Origin of the sequence: Mycobacterium innocens (genome assembly GCF_900566055.1) — a bacterium.
Taxonomy (GTDB): domain Bacteria; phylum Actinomycetota; class Actinomycetes; order Mycobacteriales; family Mycobacteriaceae; genus Mycobacterium; species Mycobacterium innocens.
In genome coordinates, this window is record NZ_UPHQ01000172.1 from 1 (window position 1) to 23,874 (window position 23,874).

The 23,874-nt window shown below is 66.8% G+C and carries 20 protein-coding genes and 3 pseudogenes; 4 read left to right on the plus strand and 19 right to left on the minus strand.

All coding sequences use genetic code 11. From position 1 onward, the window contains the following. Positions 1–205, minus strand: a pseudogene (locus EET03_RS17065) (13E12 repeat family protein); the annotation flags it as partial. Positions 206–573: 368 nt separating this feature from the next. After that, positions 574–1,110 (minus strand): PadR family transcriptional regulator, encoded by a 537-nt coding sequence (locus EET03_RS17070; protein WP_075543514.1) that lies wholly within the window; start codon positions 1,108–1,110, stop codon positions 574–576. Positions 1,111–1,205: 95 nt separating this feature from the next. Here EET03_RS17070 and EET03_RS31660 point away from each other — a divergent pair, with 95 nt between their 5' ends. Continuing rightward, complete coding sequence (locus EET03_RS31660) at positions 1,206–2,075, plus strand: DUF3159 domain-containing protein (RefSeq protein ID WP_075543482.1); 870 nt, start codon at positions 1,206–1,208, stop codon at positions 2,073–2,075. Positions 2,076–2,113: 38 nt separating this feature from the next. Here the strand turns inward: EET03_RS31660 and EET03_RS33065 are convergent. The 5 genes and pseudogenes from EET03_RS33065 to EET03_RS17095 all read right to left on the minus strand — a co-directional run. Further along, a pseudogene (locus tag EET03_RS33065) lies at positions 2,114–2,887 on the minus strand (pyridoxal phosphate-dependent aminotransferase); the annotation flags it as partial. Between the two features lie 190 nt (positions 2,888–3,077). Continuing rightward, positions 3,078–3,854 (minus strand): 3'(2'),5'-bisphosphate nucleotidase CysQ, encoded by a 777-nt coding sequence (locus EET03_RS17080; RefSeq protein ID WP_075543483.1) that lies wholly within the window; start codon positions 3,852–3,854, stop codon positions 3,078–3,080. Positions 3,855–3,966: 112 nt separating this feature from the next. Continuing rightward, positions 3,967–5,151: an acyl-CoA dehydrogenase family protein gene (locus EET03_RS17085; RefSeq protein ID WP_075543484.1), complete on the minus strand. Its 1,185-nt coding sequence runs from the start codon at positions 5,149–5,151 to the stop codon at positions 3,967–3,969. A 20-nt stretch (positions 5,152–5,171) separates the two neighbouring features. Continuing rightward, positions 5,172–5,963: an SDR family NAD(P)-dependent oxidoreductase gene (locus EET03_RS17090; RefSeq protein WP_075543515.1), complete on the minus strand. Its 792-nt coding sequence runs from the start codon at positions 5,961–5,963 to the stop codon at positions 5,172–5,174. A gap of 57 nt (positions 5,964–6,020) precedes the next feature. Continuing rightward, positions 6,021–6,455 carry an SRPBCC family protein gene (locus EET03_RS17095; protein WP_075543485.1) on the minus strand — a complete coding sequence of 145 codons (435 nt, stop codon included), beginning with the start codon at positions 6,453–6,455 and terminating at the stop codon, positions 6,021–6,023. A gap of 361 nt (positions 6,456–6,816) precedes the next feature. Here EET03_RS17095 and EET03_RS17100 point away from each other — a divergent pair, with 361 nt between their 5' ends. Continuing rightward, complete coding sequence (locus EET03_RS17100) at positions 6,817–7,722, plus strand: haloalkane dehalogenase (protein WP_075543486.1); 906 nt, start codon at positions 6,817–6,819, stop codon at positions 7,720–7,722. Further along, complete coding sequence (locus tag EET03_RS17105) at positions 7,719–8,141, plus strand: DoxX family protein (RefSeq protein ID WP_425271533.1); 423 nt, start codon at positions 7,719–7,721, stop codon at positions 8,139–8,141. The genes EET03_RS17100 and EET03_RS17105 overlap by 4 nt, the downstream gene beginning before the upstream one ends. A 31-nt stretch (positions 8,142–8,172) precedes the next feature. Here the strand turns inward: EET03_RS17105 and EET03_RS31665 are convergent, their stop codons facing one another. The 7 genes and pseudogenes from EET03_RS31665 to EET03_RS17145 all read right to left on the minus strand — a co-directional run bounded on the left by EET03_RS31665 (position 8,173) and on the right by EET03_RS17145 (position 15,936). After that, on the minus strand, positions 8,173–8,778 hold the full coding sequence (locus tag EET03_RS31665; protein ID WP_075543487.1) for a hypothetical protein: 606 nt from the start codon (positions 8,776–8,778) through the stop codon (positions 8,173–8,175). 674 nt (positions 8,779–9,452) lie between these two features. Beyond that, positions 9,453–10,102 (minus strand): annotated as a pseudogene (locus tag EET03_RS31670) (adenylate/guanylate cyclase domain-containing protein); the annotation flags it as partial. Between the two features lie 209 nt (positions 10,103–10,311). Next, entirely contained in the window at positions 10,312–11,205 is an 894-nt protein-coding gene (locus EET03_RS17125) for a beta-ketoacyl-[acyl-carrier-protein] synthase family protein (protein ID WP_099193615.1), read from the minus strand. Beyond that, the gene (locus EET03_RS17130) at positions 11,189–12,289 is read right to left on the minus strand and encodes a 3-oxoacyl-ACP synthase III family protein (protein WP_075543517.1); all 1,101 of its coding nucleotides are present in this window, start codon (positions 12,287–12,289) and stop codon (positions 11,189–11,191) included. The genes EET03_RS17125 and EET03_RS17130 overlap by 17 nt, the downstream gene beginning before the upstream one ends. A gap of 29 nt (positions 12,290–12,318) precedes the next feature. Beyond that, positions 12,319–13,317: an Acg family FMN-binding oxidoreductase gene (locus EET03_RS17135; protein ID WP_099194217.1), complete on the minus strand. Its 999-nt coding sequence runs from the start codon at positions 13,315–13,317 to the stop codon at positions 12,319–12,321. A 135-nt stretch (positions 13,318–13,452) separates the two neighbouring features. Further along, positions 13,453–14,970, minus strand: a complete 1,518-nt coding sequence (locus tag EET03_RS17140; RefSeq protein ID WP_244232415.1) for a bifunctional aminoglycoside phosphotransferase/ATP-binding protein — start codon at positions 14,968–14,970, stop codon at positions 13,453–13,455. A gap of 63 nt (positions 14,971–15,033) precedes the next feature. Next, complete coding sequence (locus tag EET03_RS17145) at positions 15,034–15,936, minus strand: universal stress protein (RefSeq protein WP_075543492.1); 903 nt, start codon at positions 15,934–15,936, stop codon at positions 15,034–15,036. 220 nt (positions 15,937–16,156) lie between these two features. On the opposite strand from EET03_RS17145, the gene EET03_RS17150 reads away from it, so the two are divergent. Further along, positions 16,157–16,966 (plus strand): universal stress protein, encoded by an 810-nt coding sequence (locus EET03_RS17150; protein ID WP_075543493.1) that lies wholly within the window; start codon positions 16,157–16,159, stop codon positions 16,964–16,966. 62 nt (positions 16,967–17,028) lie between these two features. On the opposite strand, the gene EET03_RS17155 is transcribed toward EET03_RS17150, so the two are convergent. The 5 genes from EET03_RS17155 to EET03_RS17175 all read right to left on the minus strand — a co-directional run bounded on the left by EET03_RS17155 (position 17,029) and on the right by EET03_RS17175 (position 23,871). After that, complete coding sequence (locus EET03_RS17155; RefSeq protein ID WP_208649077.1) at positions 17,029–18,678, minus strand: GAF domain-containing sensor histidine kinase; 1,650 nt, start codon at positions 18,676–18,678, stop codon at positions 17,029–17,031. A 239-nt stretch (positions 18,679–18,917) separates the two neighbouring features. Beyond that, complete coding sequence (dosR, locus tag EET03_RS17160; RefSeq protein ID WP_075543495.1) at positions 18,918–19,574, minus strand: hypoxia response regulator transcription factor DosR/DevR; 657 nt, start codon at positions 19,572–19,574, stop codon at positions 18,918–18,920. A gap of 323 nt (positions 19,575–19,897) precedes the next feature. Continuing rightward, complete coding sequence (locus EET03_RS17165) at positions 19,898–20,668, minus strand: universal stress protein (protein ID WP_075543496.1); 771 nt, start codon at positions 20,666–20,668, stop codon at positions 19,898–19,900. Positions 20,669–20,808: 140 nt separating this feature from the next. Continuing rightward, positions 20,809–21,801, minus strand: a complete 993-nt coding sequence (locus EET03_RS17170; RefSeq protein WP_075543497.1) for a 1-phosphofructokinase family hexose kinase — start codon at positions 21,799–21,801, stop codon at positions 20,809–20,811. Positions 21,802–21,828: 27 nt separating this feature from the next. Further along, positions 21,829–23,871, minus strand: coding sequence for an erythromycin esterase family protein (locus tag EET03_RS17175; RefSeq protein WP_099193616.1), 2,043 nt, complete (start codon positions 23,869–23,871; stop codon positions 21,829–21,831). Positions 23,872–23,874 lie beyond the last annotated feature (3 nt).

Below are 23,874 nucleotides of genomic sequence, written 5' to 3' on the forward strand. Positions count from 1 at the left end.
CGCCCAGTTCTGCGGCGCTGGCTTGGCGGGCCAGGTGGTTGATCAGCTGATGCTCGGGCACCGGTAGGCGGCGGCGCGCTTTTTCGCAGCGCCCCAGCAGCGTCAACCACTGCGCGGTGCTCAACGCATCAAAGTTCAGACCCATCACCGCATCCAGCGCCGCATCCAACCCGTCGAAGGCCGCCGCGATCGCCTGCCAATCCATGAACCCAACCTATCGGCGGGCACCGACAAAAACCGGGCAGAAAGTGCCCGCCCAACAACCGAATTCACATTTCACTCACAGCGAACATCGCACCGGATTTGCCGCGACCACCACACCAGTCACACGACAGACCCGATACCCGAAGTGCCCGCCTAGTAGCGACAACTCCCACAGCGCAACGGATTTGTCGCTACTAGGCGGGCTCTAGCGGTAGACAGAAAATGTAAACCGACACTGCAGTGAGGCCAAGGGCCACAGCCGCTGCCGGGACGCGGACCTGCACGCCGGCCGACCCCCAACGCATGTGCCGCATACCGGAGACATGCTGATTGCCACCCCACGTCCACGCCTTACTGAAAGTTCCGGGTTTAGTCATTGCCGTGGGCGCCGCGCCGATCCAGGCCCTCGATGACCCAGGTGGCCCAGTCGATCTCGTGGCGAGTCCACCGTAATCCCTGCTCGAGAACGGCGCGGGCAAAGAAGCTGTCGTCATCGTCGGACCAGTCGTAGGCGTCGCGGATCTGCTGGTAGTGCGCGTGCTCCTCCTCGGCCAGCGACAACAGTGATTCCAAATACTTACGCGCCTGGCCGGGAGGCAGGTGGCCGAGCAGAAACACCCGCAGCAACGCAGCGTTGCGAATGGGCGGATCCTCCTGCGGAGAAGTGATCCAGCGATTGAGCTCCGCAATGCCCGCATCGGTGATCGCGTACTCTTTGCGCCCCCGCGGCCCCGTGTCGGATGCCTTGATCAGCCCGGCGGCAGCGAGCTTGTTGAGCTCGCCGTAGAGCTGACTCTGGGTAGCCGGCCAGACATTGTCCATCGACAACTTGAACCGTTTCAGCAAGTCATATCCACTACCTGGCTCCTGGGAAAGCAACCCCAGCGCGGCATGTCGCAAGCTCACCAGCTCATAGTAACCGTCCATCATTGACATGTCACTAACGACATGCCACTATTCACATGTCATAATTGGACGGTCGATACCGCGAGGAGTTCCAGATGAGTCACACCCCCCGCCCTAACCTGCCGGCCCCTTCCGGTAACGACAACGACGCTCAGCCGTCGAAGGGCCGGCCGGAGGCAAACCGCAGGGCAGGCGTGATCGACTCGTTTCTGAAGTCGCCCTTCGCCGGAATCGCGCCGTGGGCGTTGCTGTCAATCCTGTCCGGACCGGGCCGCTTCGAGGAAGCGGTAGTCGCCGCGCTGGGGTTCTCGTTGCTCGTCATGGTTGCCGGTCTCATCCGGGGCATCAGGGTTCACACGCTGGAGGTCTTCGGTGCGCTGTTCTTCGCGGCGCTGGCCGTCATCGGATTGGTCGCGACCGACAACGTGATCCGTTGGCTGGAACTGTGGTCCGGCGAGCTGACCAACATCTCCCTGGCCGGTTTCGCCTGGCTCACCCTGCTGATCTGCAAGCCGTTCACCATGGCCTACGCCAAAGACACGACACCACAAGAGTATTGGGACAGCCCGCTATTCCAGCGAATCAATGCGGTGCTCACCGTCGTGTGGGCAGGCGCATTCACGTTCGCAGCAGCGGTCGGCTTCGTCGGTGATTATGCCTTTCACGACCCCAGCAACTTCTGGACGGGCTGGATCCTGCAGCTGGCGGCCATCTTCTTCGCGGTGGCGGTCACCGAGTTCTACCCGGATTACGCCTCGGCCAAGTTCGACCTGGCCAATGACGAACCGGCCCGGTTGCCGTCGACCATCGGGCTCGTCGAGTGGTTGCCCACATTCGTCGTGGTCACCGGGATCGCGGGCCTGGTCACCGACTCCGTGGATTTCGCGGTGGGTGTAGCGCTGATCGTGGTCGGCAGCGTGGCATCCGGCCTCATGGTGAAACTCTTCGCCGCGGACAAGAAGTAGAACAGACCACCGTCGGGCGTCGACCAGCGCAGCCACGGGACACAATCACGCAGCGCGGCGCAGAGGACATCGCGTTGCCGTTTGAGTTGTGCCGAGCGGTGCCCTAACTCGTCGCGGGGCGTTGACAAGGCGCGGGTCACCAACGCTTGCCCGGCGGTGTTCACATTGCCGGCCATGTTCGACGCGATTCCCGAGCACCGGGCAATCACGCTGGGGTGCGCGGTGATCCAGCCAATCCGATGGCCCATCAGTGCGAATGTCTTGGATGCGCTGGAGATATGGACGACGTGTTCGGATTCCCCTTCGGGTAAGTGCAGGACCGACGGAGCGGGACCGTCCTCCGCATAGTATTGAAACTGGTATATTTCGTCGGCTATCAGCCAGCGACCCGTTGCTTTTGCCCATTCGCTGAGGGCCCGCACGTCCGTTGCCGGCAATACCGACCCGGTCGGGTTGGACGGGCTGGAGTAGACGATCGCCTTGGTCTGATCGCCGACATGATCGATCCACGCGCCGATATCAGGCGAGCCGGACAGGTACGGCAGCACTCTTGTCGTCAGGCCCGAAAGGCGGTCGATATCAAGGTAACTCGGCCAGCACGGGGCCGGAATCGCTATTTCGTCGCGCACGTCGCACAGCGCCAAAAGTGCGATCATGATCGCCTGCTTGGCGCCGTTGGTGACGACATGATGTGCCGCAGTGGTCGATCGGCCGAATTCGGCTGCGTACCAGTCACTTAGCGCCGTCAGGAGCGCAGGCTCCCCGCTACTACTGCCGTAGCCCGACGCGTTCTTGACGTCGAAGGCGGCCAACGCGCCGAATGTCGTGTCCGGCGGCGGAATGGTAGCGGCACCGGCGCCGAAGGAGATGACGGCCGCCCCCGACCTGCGGAGCTGCGCTACCGTGTCATTGAGCGCCAGCGTTGGCGACGGGTCCCCGGCCCCGATCGGCGGAGGAGCTCGCGAAAGTCATTGGGCGGCGACGGGAAACAGCTTCTCGGCTTTACACAATTCGCTTTTCCGTATCGCCGGTATTGAGCCGCCGGTCCGCGACGCCGGTGGCGGTCAATACGGCTTCGGCCAGCTCGGGGCGGCATACCACCAGGTCCGGAAGCCTCGGATCCGCCCGGTTGTACACCAGGGGGGATCCGTCGATGCGGGAGGCATGCATACCGGCGGACCGGGCCACCGCCACCGGCGCAGCGGAGTCCCATTCGTACTGGCCTCCGGCGTGCACGTACACATCGGCCGACCCCTGCACCACCGCTGCCACCTTGGCGCCGGCCGAGCCCATCTCGACCAGTGTGCCGTGCAACGCGTCGCGCACGGCCAGCGCGATCGCGGGCGCACGGGTGCGCGACACCACGATGCGTGGTCGGCCGGATGCGGCGGGCGGCGGCTGAACGTACGGTGTCGCCAGGGTGATGCCCTGCGCCGGCAGTGCCACGGCACCGGCAACAAGCTCATCGGTCTGCCACAGCGCGACGTGAACCGCCCAGTCCTCACGTCCGAGTTCGGAGAACTCCCGGGTACCGTCGAGCGGATCGATGATCCACACCCGCGCCGAGCGCAACCGCACCGGGTCGTCGACGCCCTCCTCGGACAGCACCGCATCGGCGGGACGCTGGATGGCCAGTGCTTGCATCAGAAAGTCATGAGATCGCTTGTCCCCCATCGACTTTCGCTCGCTCGCCGCGGCGTCGGCGAATTCCTGCCGGACTTGGAGCAGAAGCTGTCCGGCCTCGGTGGCCAGCCGTGCGGCAAGAGCGTGGTCATCCATGGCGAACCGTTTTCCGGATGGGTTGGCAATTCTTTGCCAACTTACCGCACCCGAGATCGGCTGATCGCCGTCCCGGCGAGCCGGATCGCCATGGCAAAGCGGACGCAAAGCTTCAGAGGCCGAACTGGTCGTCGATGATGCCCAGCCACACCTGGGCGCAATCGATGGCCACCTTCTCGCTGATGAAGGCGTGCTGAGTCCCGGTGTACATGTCACGGAACGCGCGCTCGAGACGACTGCCTTCGCGGATCGAGCTCGTTCCGGCGACCAGGTGCGCCCACTCCGCGCAGCTTCGTGCCGTATCGGTGGCGAAGACCGCGGCCGCGCGCAGATCCGCCCGCAACATCGGGGTCAGGTCGTCACCGGCGGCGACCGCGGCTTCGGCGGTGGTGAACGCGTCGATTACCAGAAGGCGGGCGGCCCGCCACGCCGCGACGTGGTGCGCGAGCCCTTTCTGGAAGGTCGGGCGACTGGCCAATGGCGCCATGTCGCTCATCCGGTACTTCGTGGCCGCCAGGTCAGCGACGTCGTCGAGCATGCTCTTGGCGACCCCGAGCGCCCACGATGCGTGTCCGGCGGCGGTCACCGGCATCAGGCCCATGCGGGTGGCCGGCGAGCTCCCCCGGTACGGCTCACGGGTGAACAGCGGAAACGTCCGGCTGTGCGGCACGAAGACATCCTGGGCGCTGTAGTCATAAGACCCGGTTCCCTTGAGCCCCTGCACGTACCAGCCGTCGTTGAACTGGATGTCGTCGCGCGGAACCACGGCCACCCGCATGTCGGGGATGCCTTCGCCGATCCAGCGCATCTCGCCGTTGTCCATCGGGAAAAACCCGGCGGCGATGTACTGCGAATGGCCGATGCCCGAGCCGAAGCTCCATGATCCGCTCAACCGGTAGCCGCCGTCGACGGCGGTCCCCTGCCCGTTGGGGAAGAACTGGCCGCCCATCGTGACATGGTTGTCGTGCGCACTGAACACCTCGGCGAAGCCGTCGTCGGGCAGATAGGTCGCGGCGGCGAACCGCGACGGTAGGTTCGCAATCCCGATCCAGCCGAAAGACCCATCCTGCCAAGCCATTTCGATCCACATCTCGATCATGTCGACCAACGGCGGCTCGACCCCGCCGGCGGCGACGGGACTGAGCGCAGACATCAGCCCGGTGGCCCACATCTCATCGACGATCGGATCGGTCAGCGTGCGCTTGCGCTCGGACTCGGCGGCCTCGGCCCGCACCAGCTCCCGCATCCCGCGGGCCAATGCGACGACCCGCCCGCTCGTTTCGGCTGTCGACGTCATGGGGGTTCCTATCATTCGTCTCACTCCGGAAAGCCGAAGAGCCGGACAACGCCGTGGTCGCGTCCGGCCGTGTAGCCGCCGTCGACGGCAATGGCCTGACCCGTGACGAAGGATGCCTCCGGCGACACGAGAAAGGCGGCCATGGCCGCGACCTCCTCCGGGCGGCCCAGCCGCCGCAGGGCATGCTCGGCGATGATCGAGGCCTGCGGGCCCTCCATGCCCGGCATCCCGAAGACGCTTTCGGTCATCGGCGTGGCGATGAAGCCCGGGCAGATGGCGTTCGCGCGGATGCCGCTCGGCCCGTAGTCGAGTGCAATGTTTTTGGTCAACAACACGACACCGCCCTTGGCGGCGTTGTAGGAGCTACCGCCGGCGGTGCCTTCCAGACCTTCGATGCTGGCCAGGGTGACGATCGAGCCGCGCTCGCCGTCGACGCGGGGTTGCTCGATCATCCTGGCCAGCGCGGCCTTGGCCACCAGGAACGTCGCGGTGAGGTTGATCCCGATCACCCGGTCCCACTCGGTCCGCGGCAGCAGGTGGACCGGGCCGCCGCCGGCGACCCCGGCGCAGTGAACGACCCCGTCCAGGCGGCCGGGCACGGCGTCCAAGACGGCGGCGACGGCGGCTTCGTCGGTCACGTCGGCCGCCACGAACGTGAATCGCCCGCCGAGATCCTGGTGCGGGGCGACGAGGTCGGCGCCGACGACCGAGCCACCTTCGTCCAGCAGGCGGCGGGCGGTCGCCAAGCCGATGCCCGAGCCTGCACCGGTCACGACGAACGTGCGCGCCCGGGCACGTTCAGCGCGGACCACGGCCGGTCCCCGGTGGACGTCGGTGGCGCGCAACCGCGAGCCGATTCGTCGGCACCGCTAGCCTTCGAGCGTCTTCGCGCAGGCGGCCAGGATCGCCAGGAAACTCGAGCGCAACAGCGGGCGGGTGACCGCGGCCAGCAGGTTGCCTCCGGCCCGAGCCGGATGGGTATAGGTGGTCAGCCAATCGACGTGGGTACCGTTTCCCGCGGGAGTGAACGTCAAGGTGCCGCCCTCATGATTGAACGGCGGAAATGAGCGCAGGATGAGGTAGGTGTAGCTGTGCGGCCGATCAAAGGCCGTGATCTGCTCGCGAAACCACGTGCCGAGCGCCACCACTTCACGCACCGCGCCCGGCCCCGGCGGCGACGAGTCCTTGGTGTAACCGGCCCGGAGCACCAACGGCGCGGCGGTCAACGCGTGCGGGTCGGCCAGCCAGTCGAAGACCTTTTCCACGGGCGCAGCAATGGTCCGCTCCACGTGAATCTCGACCATGAGATCTCCTGTCTGGCCGCAGCCGCGTACTCCCGCACATGCTAGACGCCGCAGAAATCCCGCCCGGCAAGCGCCCGCGCAGCACCGGCACCATGGTCGGATGAGCGTCGCGTCCCGCCGCGCCCAAGCAGCTGTCGGCTCCGCGGCGCCAATGCCACGCTCATCGCCGGCGTGGCTGCGGGCCGCGAGAGACCAACTGCGGCACGGTGTTTCGGTGTCCGGGGTGCGTGGTTCGGGGTGTCGCGGTGATCAGCTGTCGCGGTGGGCCGGCTGGACCGGGCGGTCCACCTGCCCGGCGCAGCGGCATGGCAGGCTTGCCGTAGCAGACGAGTTCACCGTGCCGCCCCGAAGGAGCTGACTCATGGATGTCCTGAGAACACCGGATGCCCGGTTCGAAAACCTGGTCGGCTACCCGTTCGCACCGCACTACGTCGATGTGGCGGCAACCGACACCCAGACGTTGCGCATGCACTACCTCGACGAGGGCCCCACCGACGGGCCGCCGATCGTGCTGCTGCATGGCGAGCCCACCTGGAGCTACCTGTACCGGACGATGATCCCGCCGCTCGCCAAGGCCGGCCACCGGGTCCTGGCACCCGATCTGATCGGCTTCGGCCGCTCCGACAAGCCAACGCGCATCGAGGATTACACCTACCTGCGTCATGTCGAATGGGTGACGTCGTGGTTCGAGAATCTCGACCTGCACGACGTCACGCTCTTCGTGCAAGACTGGGGATCGCTGATCGGCCTGCGTATCGCCGCGGAACTGGATGCCCGGATAGCGGCGCTGGTGGTGGCAAACGGCTTCCTTCCCGCCGCGCAGCAGCGCACCCCGCCCGCCTTCTACATCTGGCGGGCTTTCGCGCGCTACTCCCCCGTGCTGCCTGCGGGCCGCATCGTCGACACCGGCACCGTGCACAAGGTCCCGGCCGAGGTGCGGGCCGGCTACGACGCTCCGTTCCCCGACAAGCGGTACCAAGCAGGCGCCCGCGCTTTTCCCCAGTTGGTACCGACCTCGGCCGACGACCCCGCCATTGCGGCCAACCGGGCCGCCTGGGACGCACTTGGCCGGTGGGAGAAGCCATTCCTTGCGATCTTCGGGAAACGGGACCCGATCCTGGGCCGAGCCGACCGTCCGTTGATCAACCACATCCCGGGCGCGGCGGGCCAGCCGCATGCCCGAATCAACGCCAACCACTTCATCCAGGAGGACAGCGGACCGGAGCTGGCCGAACGCATCATTTCCTGGCAGCAGGCACGGCGATGAGTCCCGGGCAGAATTCGACCTCATCGGTGACCGAGCCTGCCGGTGCGCGGCGTGACCGCAACCAGATCGCGGCGTATCGGATCGCCGCGCTGCTGATCGGCGTGGGCACCGTCCACTTCGTGGCGCCCAAACCGTTCGACGACATCATCCCCGCCGAACTACCCGGAAACCCGCGGCTCTATACCTACGTATCGGGTGTCGCCGAGTTGGTCATCGGAGCGCTGTTGCTGCCGCGACGCACCCGGCGATTGGCCGCGCTGGCGGCCGCGGGGCTTTTCGTAGCGGTCTTTCCGGGCAATCTGAACATGGTCCGGCTGTGGTGGGACAAGCCCTGGCCGATGCGGATCATCGCGCTGGCGCGGCTGCCGTTGCAGCTTCCGATGATCACCACCGCACTCAAAAACAGCCGCAACAGTTAATTCCCACACCGGGGCCGTGTCTGCCGGCGCCTCAGGAATGAACCGAAGTGGTTGCGGCAGCCAGAGGTTCGAAGCCCAGCGCAGCGGCCCTGGCCCGAAGAAGCGCCATGAATTCGTCATGGCCGGCCGCGTCGCCGTGCGCCAGGGCAACCAGACCGCGAACCCGCAGCAGCGGCAATTCGTGAAGGACGAACCCCGGGTCGGTGGGTACCGCGGCCAACCGGTCGATCGCGGATTGGGCTTCCTTGAGGTCGGCGTCGGTGCCACGAGCAAGCAGGGATTCGACCATAGCGGTGACGGCCGGCCAGCGCCATATCATCTCACCGGAGGCGAAGCTGTCGTCGACGGCCGAACGCGCCAGTTCGATGGCGCCGTCGAGATCTCCTTGTCGCACTTTGTGTCTGGCTATCTCGGGGTCGACGACGGCGATCGCCAAGCTGACAAAACGCTGCCTCACCGCTGACTGCCGCGCCTCGACCAGCAGCGCGAGGCCATCGTCGCGGTGGGCGCCGCCATGATGGATTTGCGTCAAGCCGTGCGCAAGTCGGGCGAACCCCAGAACCAGCTCGTCGCCGGTCTGCTCGGCAATACGTAGTGCCTCGGCGGCGTCCGCCAAGGCGGTCGTGTCGGCAGCCAAGGCAGATTCCGACGAAACCTTTGAGGCCCGTTGCCATTGCCAGCGGTGAACCGAAGATGAGACTGCCTTTCGTCGGATCTCCGGCGGCCAGATCGACAGCCCGCTGCGCCAGCCGCCAGGCCTCCCGGACCTCGCCGGCCTCCAGTTTCGCGTAGCACCCCGCATCGAACAGAGCGACGGTGAGCGTCGGATCTGCGATCGATTCGACCAGTTCGGTGAACTCGCCGGCCAGGTGTGCCGCATCGCGAGCACGGCCGTTGACCGCGAGCGCCATGATGATCCCGGACATACCGATCGCCAGCGAAATCCCGTCGCCGGCCGCCGTGCACAGTTCGCGCAGTTCCTCGAAGCCGGTATCAGCGGCATTGGGCGCGGCGAGAAACGCGCTGGCGCACAACAGAGTTTGCGACTGAATCTGCAACCTCACCCGGGCCGGATCGGTAGTGGGCAGGCCGTCGGCCGCAATTCGCGCGCGCTGCCAGCTGGTTCGGGCCGATGCGAGATCACGGTGTCGCGGCGCTTGCTCGATGATCTGCACGCTCAGTCCGGCCACCGAGGGGTGGCCGCCCAGCAACTCGCCGGCAAGTGTACGGGTCTGGTCTGCGTTCAACGGCGCAAGGGCGATCTTTTGGCCACCCGGCGTGTGCGACAACGGCCCTCGGTACTCGGGGCGATAGGTCACCAGGACCAGCGAGCACTCCGGCCACGCAGCCGTGGCCGTCGATGGCCTGGTCCAGAATTCCGGCCAGGGTGCTCAGCTCCCAGGTCCGGCCCACCAGTGTCGGCTCCCGTCGCTGACGTTGGGTGCGCCCGTCGCCCACGGCCAGCAGCCGGGGCGCCGGCACGGCCACGTCAGTGCCCTTGATCTGCACCAGCTCGGAATCACCCAGGACAGCGGCATTTTCGACCAGGCGCGCGGTCGATTCGCTGATCATCACACCGCCGGGCGGGGCGGCGGATTCCATGCGTTGCGCCATCCCGAGCTGTTCGCCTATCGCTGTGTAACCCGCTGGGCCGGAATCGATTTCACCGGCAATCACCTGACCCGAATTGAGCCCGACCCGCAACCGCAACGCCACCCGTCGTCGCGTTCGACATCGTCGGCAAGTGGCTGGATTTCGCGTTGAATGGCCACCGCCGCCAGACACGCTCGCAACGCGTGATCTTCGAGCGCGGCCGGTGCCCCGAATACCGCCATAATGCCGTCGCCGGTGAACTTGTCGACCGTGCCGCCGTAACGCCGCACCGCGGTTGACGAGCGGTTGAACACCTCAGCCATGATCTCGCGCAGCCGCTCGGCGCCCAGCAAGGCAGCCATGTCCATCGAGCGGACGACGTCGGCGAACAAGACGATGACTTGCTTGTACTCCGCTGATCGGGCGCTGCGGGTCAGTGGCTCACCGCATTCGCTGCAGAACTTCGCGGTGGCGGTCACCACGCTGCCACACGTTCGGCAGGCCGCGTCCGCTGCGACGGTTCGACCGACGTCCACCGCGGTATCGTGGCACTGCCCCGGACGCCGGGTCTACATGTTCACCCGACGACGCGGGGCGGCTGACGATAGAGCGCGGCGCCCGCCGTGACGCCGGCACCCGCGGCGACGAACAGCACCTGGGTGCCCGCGGGCAGGCTCTCCACCTGCCCCTCGAAGGCTGCCGCCAGCGCCGCCGTATGCATGCGCTCGTCATCGGCCACGCGGATCAGGTCGGCCGGCACCCCGAGCCGGTTGCCCAGCGCCGCACGGAACCCCTGCCGTGCCGGGGCAGCGACGATCATGTCGATGGCCGAAAGCCGCACGGAATGCGCCGCCAGGCAGGCCGCCACCGCCTCGACTGCGGCGGCGGCGAACTGATCATCGATGTCGGCCGACTCGCTGAACCGGAGAACATTACGGGCGTCGGCGAAACCAACTGTGGCACAGAATGTCTCGTCGGTTGCCCCGTCGTCCAGGTTCGCCCACGAGACGCGGCTCAAACCGTAATCGTCATTGGTCCAGCCGCACAGCAACGCGGCTCCGGCGGCCGAGAAGGGAAAGTGCTCGCTCATCCCGTGTCCCGGATCGGCGTCGCTGGCCACGATCAGCGCGCGATTGATGCTGTGGGTCCGCAGAAAACCGTCGACGATCTGCAGCGCGGTCAACACACCGCAGGCGCCGTTGGCGATGTCGAACGAGAACGTGCCGTGACCACCGGCATGCGGATCCTCGGGGTTGGCCCCGATGTCGTCCTGGATCAGCGCTGCCAGCGCGGGTTCGCCCAGATTCCGGTCGCGATAAATCCCTGCGTTGACCACGAGATCCAGCTCGCCTGGATCGCATCCCGCTCGCTGCAGGCAATCCTTGGCCGCGGTGACGGCCAGGTGCAGCGCGCTGTGCCGGTGCAGCAGGCCCGGGTGCGTGAGGTCGACTCGGTCAATGACTGTGCCCATACCGGCTCACCATGTCCTCATCCAGGGTCAGTAAGACGATCCCAATTTCGAGCCCCGAAGCGAGAGCGATCAGCGCGATCCGTTCCCCGGGCGCGACGTGTCCGGCCTCGAGTTCCTCGACGAGCGCCACCGTGTGGGTGGTCGATGCCGTGTTGCCGTACCGGTCAACGGTGATCACCGCGTCATGGCGGGGCTTGTCGCCGAACGACTGCGACATTCGGGCCATGCCCTTGCGGATTGCCCGCGCCGACGTCTGATGGGTGATCACGTGGTCGATGTCGTGAATCGAAATGCCGGCCGTATCAAGGACTTCCTGTAACAGCAGCGGCGTGTTGGCCATCGCGGCCTGGTGGATGGCGCGGGCTTTGGTGAACATCCGCGCGCCCGGATCGTCCCCGCGCGGGTAGGCCAGACACAGCCGGCTGTAGTCGGCGACGGTGGTGAACCCGGCCAAAGCGATTCCCGCCGAGCCGACGGGTGCCCGCTCCAGCAGCAGGGCCGCCCCGGCATCGCCGAGGGTCAACGAGGCCAACTCCTTGCTCATGATGTTGCGGATGTGGCGGGCCGCGTTGCGGCTGAGCTGCGAGATGTACTCGCCGCTGACGACCAGTCCGCGCTCGACCACGCCCTGGCGGATCCAGTTGTTCAAAATGGTTACGCCGGTGAGCATTCCGGCACACGCGTTGGATACATCGAACGTCATCGCCCGGCGCGCCCCGATGGCGCGGGCAATGGCGCTGCTCATGGTCGGTTCCAGCCATTGGGTGAGGCCGCCGCGGAACTTGGTGATGCTGCAGTTGATCACCACATCCAACGATGCCGGGTCCTGCCGCGCCGCTGCCAGTGCGTTCAGTGCCGCCGACGTGGCCAGGGAGTAGGAATCCTCATCACCCACCGAGACCCGGCGCTCGTGGATTCCGGTCAGCCTTTCCAGGTCGATGTGGGTGTGATGACGAGTGGTCGCCATCAATTCGTCCGTGGTGAGATGGGTTTCGGGCAGATGCCGGCCGGCGCCGGCCACCCGGGTGACGAACGGCGCCTGCGGTCCGTTCGCCGTCTCCATTACCAGCCAGTGCCGCGTCATGGGCTGAACCTCCTTCCCGGTGGCGCCGGTCAACGCCGAAACTCGAGTACTTCCGTCACGGGCCGCCGCGCGGTGCGCTCCACGTGCTGGTCGTTGGCCGGTGATCGGCCGAGTCGGATGAGCAGCTGTGGCCGGCCCGCAGTCCCGGTGATCTGGGCGATGATGTTGCGGCTCATCGCGATTTCGGTCATATGCGTCAGCGTGCAGGTGGCCATGCCCGCCGTGGTGCATTCGAGCAGCACGGCCGACATCGCCTCGCCGCAGCGCAACACGTCCAACGGGTCATCGCTATCCGTGGACAACACCACGATCTTGGACTGGTCATGATCGATGCCCGGGCGACGCCGCCCTCCGCCGGCCGGCGGAAAAGCCCGTGCGATGTCGACCCGGGCCGCTTCCGCGGTGGACACCAGGGCGCCTTCCGGCGCGTGACTGGGGTCTGTTGTGAACGGCGATGTCCACCAACGTAATTCGGAGAGGTAGGTGGTGTCGTAACGGCGCAGCATCTCGGTGAGCCGGGACGCCTCGGCCAGGGCCGAACGCTGCTCGTCGGCCACCACGTCCAGTTGGACGTCATAGGGTGCGACCACGCGGCGCAGCACGGACTCCGCAGCCGTCCACCGCGCGGGCGGGTCGAACGGCAGTCGGTCGGTGCGGCGCCGCAGGATTGCCTGCGCCCGGCGCTGCTGCTCTGCACTGACGGTTTCCGCGCGACGAAATCGCAGTGTCGCCAGCTGGTCCTGGCTTGCCGGGTCGGGAAACCGTTCGGTGGTCGTGTCCCAGCCGGCGACCGACATGGCGACGCGCAGGTGATCCAGCACCGCACCACAGCTCAGCAACAGTTCCCGGCCGGTGTGGTCGGTAGCCGGCATCGACCGGCTCGAGTCGGCCCACAGCTGCAACGCCGGACCCACCGCAACCCACCGCCACGGCTGGCTGTTGTGCAACGACGGGGCATGACATGCCAGCATCACCGCTTCGCGGATCACCACCGCATCGGGTACATCGGGTACCGTCGCCGCCGTCATGAGCATCACCCTTCGCCTGTGACGTCAACGCTATGAACTTGCGCCGCGCGCGGACAGGGCCGTTGGTCCTCGACGAGAGGGGCCTTGGGCTCGGCTCTTTGTGGCCGGGAGCGGACTGCGACGACGACCGCCGTGTTATTCCGCCGCGCCGACTCCGGGGGCAGTGAGCCAGACATCGTGGGCTTCCCGCACCGAGAACTCGAGCGCCCGAGAGGTGTCGACCGGGTGCGCGGTGTCCCAGCCGTTGTGCTGAGCGGCCAGGGTCGCCGCGATCCGCGGCGTCGCATCGGAATTGCCCGGCTGCCGGGTCCTGACCCGGTCGGCCGCCGTGTCGACCGGCACCGTGCACAGCAGTTCCACCAGCGCCGAATGCGCTTCGGCGGCAAGGCGATGCGCTTGGGCCCGCAGCCGCGGATCGCGCCAGGTCCCGTCGAGGATCACCGGCCGCCCATTCGCAAGACTCAGACGCGCTCGGCGCAGGGCTACCTGGTAGACGGCCGTGACGTTTCGGGGGCTGTATAGCCCGGCATCCAACACGCCGGGCTCTCCGGCGATGGCGCCCCACTCAAGCAGCTGCCGGCGTACATCGTCGGTGGAGATGACCTGAGCCCCAACGCGTTCCGCCAACGCCCGGGCCAGCGTGGATTTTCCGGTGCCCGGGTTGCCGCCGACGAGCGCCAGCCGAACCGCGCCTTGGCGCAGATGCCGGATCGCTATGGCCAGATGCCGGGCAGCGTCCGCCGCGGCCGCCGGCTTGCCCTGCGACAGCCGGACACAGTCGACCTTGGCCCGCACTACCGCGCGATAGGCGATGTAGAAGTCATGCAGCGGCTTCGGCGAGGTATCACCGGAGTGGGCCAGGTACCGATCGAGAAAGTATTCGCCTAGGTCGTTGCGGCCCAAAAACTCCAGATCCATGGCCAGGAAGGCTGCGTCATCGATACGGTCGACGTAGCGAAGTTCGTCGTCGAACTCGAGGCAATCGAGCAGGGCCGGCCCGTCGTCCACGCAGAAGATGTCGTCGGCAAGCAGATCGCCGTGGCCGTCGACAATGCAGCCTTCGCCGATCCGGCGGCTGAACAGAACGCCACGGCCGCAGACGAATTCGGCAACCAGCTGCTCGATCCGCCCGATCGACTCGTCGGAGAACACCGTACCCGCATAGCGGTGAAGTTCGGTCAGGTTCTCAGTCCAGCGCCGATTGATCGCGCCGGCCTCGCCCTGGGCGTCGATCAGTGGACTTCGCTCGGCATGCTCGTGAAATCGGGTTAGCACTGCGGCGATGGTGTCCAGTAGCTCCCGAACGGACGCCTCGGACCCGCCGTGCTCGGCCAGCCACGCCAACCGGTCGATGTCGCGGTAACGCCGCATCACCACGACCGGTTCAGCGGGGCCGCCGGCGGGGTCGGAGAGGTGCGCGATGCCGAGATAGCTGTCGGGCGACAGCCGGCTGTTCAGCTCGACTTCGCGCAGACAGGCGCGTTCGCGTTGCGCAGGTGTCCGGAAATCCAGGAAGTCGGTCAACACCGGCTTCTTCGCCTTATAAGCCCGGTCGCCGGCGAGCACCACGACGCCGGTGTGGGTTTCGTGCACATCGAGGTAGGGAACCCCAGCGGTCGTCGCTGCGTCGGCAGTACCTCTGTCGGCGTTGATCACGGCCTCCCATAGGCTCGTTGCCGATTGACGCGGACATCTCGGCGCTGCGGCCAGAACGGCTCAGGACGGACGAGCCACGATCACCGGTGTCCGAACCGAGTGAACCACCGCATTGCTGACCGAACCCAGCAGCATGCCGGTGAATCCCCCTCGGCCGTGGCTGCCCAGCACGACGAGTTGGGCGGTTTGCGCTTGGTCGATCAGCTCGCGGGCCGGCCGGTCGCACACCACGAGCCGATGAACCGTGACGTCGGGATACCGCTCCTGCCAGCCGGCCAGGCGTTCGGCCACGGTCTGCTCCGCTTCGGCCTTGACGGTCGACCAGTCCAAACCCGGCAGGTCAACCACTTCCAGGTCGCTCCAGGCGTGCACCGCCTTCAACTCCACACCGCGGCGCGACGCCTCGTCGAAGGCAACGGCCGTCGCCAGCTCCGAGACCGGCGAGCCATCGATTCCGACCACGACGGGCGCTTGCTGGAGATGAGCAAGATGCGTTGGATCGGCGGCCGGGTCTTGGTCTCGGACGACCGCCACCGGACAGTTCGCGCGGCGCAGCAGCGCCGAACCGACCGAGCCCAAGACCGCCCGGGCCACCGCTGCCCGCCCGTAGCTGCCCACCACCACCAACTCTGCTTCGGCGGACAGCTCTACCAGCGTGGGCACCGGCGGCGACCATCTCAGCTCGCTGTGGATCGTGATCTCCCGGTGGGCCTGCACGGCCTGCTCGGCGATCTTGACCGCCTGTTCGAGGACCTGGCGGCCGTCTTCTTCCTGCCACGCGGCCATGCCCATCGACATCGGCATCTCGGGCCACATCGGCACGGCCGCATTCACCATGTGAACCAAGGTCAGTGGAAGATGGCGCAGCGCGGCGTCCTGTGCTGCCCACGACACTGCCGCATTCGATGCGGCCGATCCGTCGACGCCGACGACGATGCCAAGACGTTTCATGGTTGCCGACATTCCCTTCTCCCTCAGCACCACAACGGTAGTAGCGGCGCCGCCGTAGGTCGTGAGGCTTAAGTCCCCAACCGGGTGGCCGTCAGACCTTCGCCGCTCCACCAGGGACGAACGCCTCGCGAGGAGGGGCCAAACGACCCTGCCGACAACCGGCGATGCGCAATAACCTCGCAGAGTGAGGGGTTGGCCGGTGTCGGGCGGGCCGTCTGATCGGGAGGATGCGATGAATCATCCGCAATCGCGAATCGTTGTGGGTATCGACGGGTCGGACGCCGCGATCAACGCCGCCAAGTGGGCAGTTACCGAGGCGGTCAGCCGCGACATCCCGCTCAGGTTGATCCATGCGATCCCCCGTAGCGCCGATGCGCCCGCCGGGGACGACAGCCTGGACGTCGAATACGCCGAAATGGCCCTCCACGGCGCCGCCGCCGCACTGCATGCCGTGGACGAGGCAGTCAAAGTCGAGACCGAGATTGTCTACGGATCACCCGGCGGCACCCTGATCGACGAATCACGTTCGGCGGCAATGGTTTGCGTGGGGTCGGTGGGGATAGGGCGGGTCGCTCGCAAGCTGCTGGGCTCGACCGCCGAGGCGGTGGCGCGAAAGGCTCACTGCCCGACAGCGGTCATCCGCACCGGCCATAACGACGTCGTGTCGGATTCGGCCTGGATCGCTGTTGTCGTCGACGATTCACCTGCCAACGACGCGGTACTCGAGCAGGGCTTCCGGGAAGCGCACCTTCGCGGGGCGCCGATTCTGGCGCTGGGTGTGTGGCGGTGGGGCTTGGGTGAGATTCGCTACGAGCAGCTGAATCACCGGCTCGACCGCTGGGTTGGTCAGTACCGCGACCTCCACGTCCAACCGGCAGCCGCTCGGCACGGGGTCGCCGAATTTCTCGGCAGGACCGAGGAACCGATCCAATTGGCCGTCGTGGGCAGCGACGACGCCGGCGACGTCGCGCGGATGGTCGGACCGGTGACATTCCACATGCCACGCCGCGATGGGCATTCGGTGCTCGTGGTGCCGAAGTGACGGCTCCGGAATAGCGGCGGGCCGACCGTGACGTGACAACGCCACCCGCCAACCAGCCGTCGTCAGTCGTCGCCCAGCGGAGCGGTCCAGTGGACCCGGGTGCCGCCGTCGGACGGACTGCTGATCTCGCAGCTGCCGCCGAGTTGTTCGGCCCGGTGCTTCATGTTGGCCAGGCCGCTGCGACGTGAAATGTCGGCGGGCAAGCCACACCCGTTGTCGACGATGTCGAGGCTGAACATGTCGGCGACGCCGACCTCGACGATCAGCAGGGTGGCGCCCGAGTGGCGCAGGGCGTTGCTGACGGCCTCGATGGTGACCGCTTCGGCGTGATCGGCCAGTTCGCCGCCGACGGCGGCCATCGGGCCATCGATGTGCACGGTAGTGACGATGTCACGATGCTCGGTCAGGTCGGCAACCGCTGCCTGAATGCGGTGCCGGAAGCCGCCGTCGCGCTCCAGCGGAGCCTTCAGCTGGAAGATGGCGGTGCGGATCTCCTCGATGATGGTCTGCAGATCATCGAGCGTGCGACTGAGCCGGCCGATCACCTCGGGTGAACGCGCCCGGGCCAGCGTGCCCTGCAGATCCATCCCGGTGGCGAATAGCCGCTGGATGACGTGGTCATGCAGGTCATGAGCGATGCGCTCGCGTTCAGCCAGGATGGTCAGCTGCCGCGCATCCTCACGGCCGGAGGCGAGCATCAGCGCGATCGTGGCGTGGGTGGCGAAATCGCGCACCAAATCCACATAGCTGGCGTCGAAGGGCGGCTTGTCGGCGCCGCGGGCAATGGCGATCACCCCGGCGACGTGGTCGTGGGCGCGAAGTGGCATCAGAATCGCGGAGCGCTGTGCGACGTCGGTGAACGCGGGAATCCGGTGGTTGAACGCCTCGGTGATCAGCGGTTGGCCGGACCGAAAAACGGTGCCCGTGGTCGAGCCGTCCACCGGGACCCGCTGGCCGACGACCTCGGCGGCATGCCGCCCTACCGCGGCGGAAACAACCAGCGTGTCGATCTCCTCAGCCGGCTGGTCGGCATCGATCGGAATCAGCACAATCGCCTGTTCGGCGTCGGTTAGCGCGCATGCCTTTTCCGCGATCAACCGCAACGGACGGCGTTGCGGTTCGGCGCTGGTCAACAGTGCGGTCGTGATCTCGCGGCTGGCCTCCATCCACTTCACCGCCGTGCGCTCGCGCTCGAATACCTGCGCATTGTCGATGGCGACCCCGGCCGCGAACGCCAGCGCACGCGCCGCGAACTCATCGGATTCGGAGAAAACCCGGTCTGGGTCGACATGGGTGAGGTAGAGGTGGCCGAATGCCCTTCCGCGGATCATGATCGGGACGCCAAGAAAAGCGCGCATGGGTGGATGGTGCTCGGGGAAGCCGCAAGCGGCCGGGTGCGCGGTCAGATCATCCAGGCGCAGCGCCGGCGTTTCGACGAGCGAGACACCCAGCACTCCCTTGCCGACCGGCAGATGCCCGATCCGTCGCGCCATCTCGGCATCTATCCCCTCGTGGATGAACGAGAGCAACGTTCCCTCGGGATCACGGACCGCCAGGGCGCCGTAGGGGGCCGAGGACAACTTCCTGGCTGCGGCGACGATCCGCCGCAGAGTTCCGTCGAGGTCGAGATCAGATCCGATCTCGACGATCACCCGCAGCAACTGCTCCATTTGGTCGCGCGCCGCCAGCAGCTCGTCGAGCTGCGCGTGCATCCTGCCCACTAATCCGGGCTGACCCAACCCCGCAAATGGTGAGCCGCTTTCGTCACTGGCCACCTGATTTGAAACCTTCCACGCCTTCCGGCTTACGACAGCCGGTGCTGCGCCGGCAACACCCGGATGCCGCTGACCAGCTTAACCACCTCGCGGCCGGGCAGCCATCGACCGCCGGCCAACGGTTGGCCGGCGGCGCTGTCCAGCAAATGATTCCGGCCGGCGCGTTGCAGGACGCGTCAGTCGCCGGGCGCTGGCGGCGCAGACCCTTGGCCCAACTTCGAGGCGAACACCGCTGCCTGGGTTCGCCGTTCCATGCCGAGTTTGGCCAGCAGGCGCGACACGTAGTTCTTCACGGTCTTCTCGGCCAGAAACATCCGGGCGGCGATCTGCCGGTTGGTCAATCCCTCACTGAGGTGTCCCAGCAGCGTCCGCTCCTGCTCGGTCAATCCGGACAGCGGATCGTGATGCTCCGCCCCGCCCCGCAGCTTTGCCATCAGCGCTGCGGCCGCCCTGTTGTCCAGCAGCGATTTGCCGGCGCCGACATCCTTGATCGCCCGGGCTAGCTCCATACCCTTGATGTCTTTGACGACGAAGCCGCTGGCGCCGGCCAGAATCGCCTCCAGCATCGCTTCATCGGAGGTGAACGACGTCAGCATCAGACACCGCAATTCGGGCTGATCGGACAGCAGGTCACGGCACAATTCGATGCCGTTGCCGTCGGGCAGGCGCACGTCGAGCACGGCGACATCCGGCTTCAACGCCGGGATCTTCGCCATCGCTTCGGACACCGAGCCCGCTTCGCCGACGATCTCGAGGTCAGGGTCGGATGCGAGCAGATCGGTCAGTCCGCGACGGACTACTTCATGGTCATCGACCAAGAAAACCCTAACCATTGCGAGTCCTTTCACCCGACCGCACTAACTCCCAACCATTCCCCACTATTGACCACTATTGCCGATGTTGGATAGCGATGTCGGTGGGCATCTCTTTCGTGTCCCTCGTACACCCTGCGCCCTGCATGCCGACCTGGACACGTTCGGCGCGTACCCGTCACCCCGGCGTCGCGCCGCTACCGCTGCCCGAGGCGAGACGATCGAAGCGTTTTCCACTCACCGGCTCGAGCCCAAACCGGTTGGCGCGGCAAGAAAATCGTGGGTTTGTCGCACTTCGCACCGCAACTGACCGAAAATGCCCCGGCGCGCCCTCGGGCCCGATTTCAGTGACGAACCACCAGGATCGAGCAGTCGGGATAGCCCAGAATCGGATGGCAATTGAGAGTGGCCAGTTCCGGGAGCTGCTCGGCGTCGGTCTCGCCGACAACGGCCAGGTCGATCGCGCTGCCGTGGCGCTCGGCGGCCTTCGCGCCGGTGCCCGCGGCAACGATTTGGACGGGCACGTCCGGATAGCGGCGGACCCAGCTGTTGAGCCGGCGATCGATCTGGCGCACCGTGGCATGCCGGCGCCGCCCTTCCTCCATCGCCTGGTGCACGACTTCGTCGTTGTCGGCTTCGTCGTTGAGGACGACGGCGATCACACCCAGCTTGGTCGGCGAGCCGTCGGGATTGGTCCGCACTATCGCGACCGGGCAGTGTGCGCCCGTGACCAACGCGGCAGCGGTCGGACCCAACAACCCGTCGGCCGCCCTGCCCCGCCGCGCGGTGCCGACGCAGATCAGCGCGGCGTCCTGCGATTCACCGATCAACACCTGTGCCGGATCGCCGGATCGGATTGCGGTTTCGGTCTCGACCGGTCGTCCTTCGCCCTGGATGGCCCCGTCCGCCTGGTACAGCGCCCGCTCGGCGCGTTCGAGCTCCCACTCGGAGTTCTGCGCCGACCCGCCCTGCACATCAGGGGCGGGAATGACATACACCAGGCGAAGCGGCAGCTGCCGGCCCCCTGCCTCTTCGATCGCCCACTTGGCAGCGTTAACCGCGGCTTGTGAGCCATTGACGGCCACGACCACCGACTTCGGGTCCGGCTGCGACATCTCGGCTCCTGACTACTTCGACCCGCTCAATGTCAGGCTATTGCGAAATTGGCTCCGTGGGCAGGGGCCGTTCGGCCTTACCTGGAATGTCGTTCGTCCCCGGCGGGTTCTGCCGAGCATCCCACGTCGCACCCTCAGGGTCACATCGCGCCGGCGGCCACGTCGGTGACTTCCGAAGGTTGGCCAACCTGTTCGAACAACCTCTCCACATCCGCGCGCTCGCAAGCCGCCGTACCAGGTGTCAGCAGCATTGCCGCTCCCGCCGCAATCCCCAACCGAACCGACTCGGCCAGCGACCAGCCGCGGCACCGGCCGACCGTGATCGCGGCAACCATGGCGTCGCCGGCCCCGACGCCGCTTCCGTGTCCCATCGGAACCGCCGAAAACCGCTCACTGGTGTCGCGTGTGGCCAGCAGCGCGCCGTGCGATCCCAGCGACACCACCACGGCTTGCGCAAGACCGCGGTCGATCAGCTCGTGTGCGGCACCGAATTGCGCGGACTCGGTGACCAGCTCCCGTCCGGCGCACTCCTGGAGTTCTCGCACGCTTGCCTTGAGCAGGAAGACCCCGCGGGAGATGTGCCGCAGGCCGCCACCGGAGGTGTCCAGCACGAACCTGGCACCGAGCTGGCCGCAGACATCGGCAACCCGCTGGTAGTAATCAGCGGGTACCCCCGGCGGCAGACTGCCGCTAGCCACCACGAATTCGGCGGAACGCGCGGCAAACCGCAATTCCTGAAGACATCGCTGCTGGTCCGCCGATGTCAGTTGAGGTCCCGGAAGCACGAACCGGTACTGCCGCCCGGTGCTGGTCTCGTTGACGGTGAAGCTTTCCCGCGTCGACGCGGCGATCGGGATGTGTGCACACGGCAATCTCTCCTCGCTGAGCAGCCGCACCAGAAGCCCGCCGTGCGATCCGCCCGCGGGAAACACCGCAAACACCGACCCGCCGAGGACCTGCGCGATCCGGGCGACGTTGATCCCGCCGCCGCCCGGGTCGTAACGGGTTGCCGAGCAGCGCAGTTTCTCGGTCGGCCGGACGACGTCGACGCAGGTCGTGATGTCGAGCGCCGGATTCATGGTCAACGTGACGATCCGCGGTCCGGCCGCGGCTGGCTGGGCCGCCGTTTTCATGTCCGTTGACTCGGCTCGCACCGGCGGCTACAGGCCACTCGGGTAGGTTTCCGGTGTCTCGCCGGCGATCCACAAATTGGTGGTCTCGAGAGGTTCGAGGGCGCGCGTCTTGTCGATGTGGATCATCGCGTCGAACTGATCGGCGGGGCGGACATGGAAGTAGTGGCTTTGCCGTTCCGTCGAAGGCAGGTAGATCACCCCGATGGCGCGTCCCAGCCGCACGACACTGAGCGGGTCCGCGGCTTCCGGGGTTATCTGCGGTGACACCAGGAAGGCGTTGCGTCCGGTCTCGTGAAGTAGTTGCTCGATGCTTCCGTTGAGTGCGGGTCGAACCACCTTGCGTTCGGCGATGCCGCCCCATTCGCTGGCGGCGGTCACCGTGCCGGAGTAGGTGCACAGCCCGATCAGACGCGACTCGTCGCCGTATCGTTGTCGAACAAGTTGACCGAGGGTGAGCTGTCCGTCGGCCCATACTTCGGTGGCCCGCGCGTCCCCGACGTGAGAATTGTGTGCCCACACCACTATTCGGGCCGGCGGGACATCGTCGTGGCGGTCGAGGTGTTTCAGCAGCGCGTCCAGGGTCTGTGCCATGTGCTGATCGCGCAAATTCCATGAGGTGACCCGCCCGCTGAACATCGCGCGGTAGTACACCTCCGCGTTGCGTACCGTCTGCGCATTTTGTTGGGCGTAGAACGCTTCGTCCTCGGCGAGCATTCCGTCCCGGCGCGCATAGCTGAGCAGGTGGCGCTGCAGGTCGACCAATTGCTCGATGGCTTGACGTTCGCACGAGGGACCGGCGCCGAATGCCGCCGCATATCCGTAGGCCTGACCGTCGTCGGCGGAGGTGTGGTCAAAGCACGCGTAACGGGCGCGTGCCCGCGCCGCCGCGGTGGGGTCGACCTTCTCGAGGAAGCTGATCACTTCGTGCGTCGAGCGGTGCAGGCTGTACAGATCCAGGCCATAGAAACCGGCTTGCCGTCGACCATTCGATTGGTGCCGCCGGTTGCGCGCGCGCAGCCAGTCGACAAAGTCGCGGACCACGACGTTGCGCCACATCCAGGCCGGAAAGCGCTCGAAGCCGCTCAACGCTGCCGCAGCGCTGCGGTCCTCGCCCTGGCCGCGCACGTACCGATTCACCCGGTAGGCGTCGGGCCAGTCCGCCTCGGCGGCAACGGCGCAGAAGCCCTTCTCCTCGATCAGCCATTTCGTGATGGCGGCCCGCGCCGCGTAGAACTCGTGGGTGCCGTGCGAGCTTTCGCCGATCAACACGATCCGCGCGTCGCCGATGAGCTCTTCCAGGGTTTCAGATGGTGGAACGCCACCGGGAGCGTCGATGGCCACGCTGTTGATCACCTCGGCGGCTGTCGGCGCCGCGGGTCTGATCACCGAGATGCCCGAGGTCGGGGTGGCCAACAGCCGGCGGACCTCCTCGTCGGTGACCTGGCGAAAGTCCCAGAACGACTCGCCGACCGCCAGAAACGGGGTGGGCATGGAGGCGCATACGACGTCGTCGACGACGCCGGCGAACTCCCGGCAGGTGGATTCCGGGGCGGCCGGAACCGCAATCACGATCTGTTCGGGCTCGGCTTCGCGCAGCGCCTGCACCGCCGCGAACATGCTTGCGCCGGTGGCCAACCCATCGTCGACCAGGATCACCCTCTTGCCGGCGACGTCGAGCGGCGGGCGGCCCGCGCGATAAATGGCCTCGCGGCGGACCAACTCGCGCCCTTCGCGCTCGGCGATGTCGCGCAGTTGCTGCGGCGTGATCCGCAACCCCCGCACCACATCGTCGTTGACGACGACGCGGCCACCGCTTGCCAGTGCGCCCAGGGCAAACTCTTCGTGGCCGGGAACGCCGAGCTTGCGGACGATGAGGGCGTCCAGCGGAGCGTGCAGCGCCGCCGCCACCTCCCAGGCGACGGGTATGCCACCCCGCGCGAGGCCCAACACGATCACGTCCCCGTGGTCGCGGTAGGCACTCAACAGACTTGCCAGCACCCGGCCGGCCTCGCCGCGGTCGCGGAATACCCGCCGCGGCGCGTGCCGGGTGGTCTTCGCTGAGCTGGTCATGGC

Bases quoted from the DNA above. Each gene is read 5' to 3' on its own strand.
- EET03_RS17165 (WP_075543496.1), bottom strand. From the start codon at position 20,668: ATGTCGCAGCCGGACCCGAAGTCGGTGGTCGTGGCCGTCAATGGCTCA.
- EET03_RS17135 (WP_099194217.1), bottom strand. From the start codon at position 13,317: ATGACGGCGGCGACGGTACCCGATGTACCCGATGCGGTGGTGATCCGC.
- dosR (WP_075543495.1), bottom strand. From the start codon at position 19,574: ATGGTTAGGGTTTTCTTGGTCGATGACCATGAAGTAGTCCGTCGCGGA.
- EET03_RS17095 (WP_075543485.1), bottom strand. From the start codon at position 6,455: ATGGTCGAGATTCACGTGGAGCGGACCATTGCTGCGCCCGTGGAAAAG.
- EET03_RS17145 (WP_075543492.1), bottom strand. From the start codon at position 15,936: ATGTCGGCAACCATGAAACGTCTTGGCATCGTCGTCGGCGTCGACGGA.
- EET03_RS17085 (WP_075543484.1), bottom strand. From the start codon at position 5,151: ATGACGTCGACAGCCGAAACGAGCGGGCGGGTCGTCGCATTGGCCCGC.
- EET03_RS17175 (WP_099193616.1), bottom strand. From the start codon at position 23,871: ATGACCAGCTCAGCGAAGACCACCCGGCACGCGCCGCGGCGGGTATTC.
- EET03_RS17155 (WP_208649077.1), bottom strand. From the start codon at position 18,678: ATGCACGCGCAGCTCGACGAGCTGCTGGCGGCGCGCGACCAAATGGAG.
- EET03_RS31660 (WP_075543482.1), top strand. From the start codon at position 1,206: ATGAGTCACACCCCCCGCCCTAACCTGCCGGCCCCTTCCGGTAACGAC.
- EET03_RS17125 (WP_099193615.1), bottom strand. From the start codon at position 11,205: ATGGGCACAGTCATTGACCGAGTCGACCTCACGCACCCGGGCCTGCTG.
- EET03_RS17105 (WP_425271533.1), top strand. From the start codon at position 7,719: ATGAGTCCCGGGCAGAATTCGACCTCATCGGTGACCGAGCCTGCCGGT.
- EET03_RS17130 (WP_075543517.1), bottom strand. From the start codon at position 12,289: ATGACGCGGCACTGGCTGGTAATGGAGACGGCGAACGGACCGCAGGCG.
- EET03_RS17100 (WP_075543486.1), top strand. From the start codon at position 6,817: ATGGATGTCCTGAGAACACCGGATGCCCGGTTCGAAAACCTGGTCGGC.
- EET03_RS17080 (WP_075543483.1), bottom strand. From the start codon at position 3,854: ATGGATGACCACGCTCTTGCCGCACGGCTGGCCACCGAGGCCGGACAG.
- EET03_RS17170 (WP_075543497.1), bottom strand. From the start codon at position 21,801: ATGAAAACGGCGGCCCAGCCAGCCGCGGCCGGACCGCGGATCGTCACG.
- EET03_RS17150 (WP_075543493.1), top strand. From the start codon at position 16,157: ATGAATCATCCGCAATCGCGAATCGTTGTGGGTATCGACGGGTCGGAC.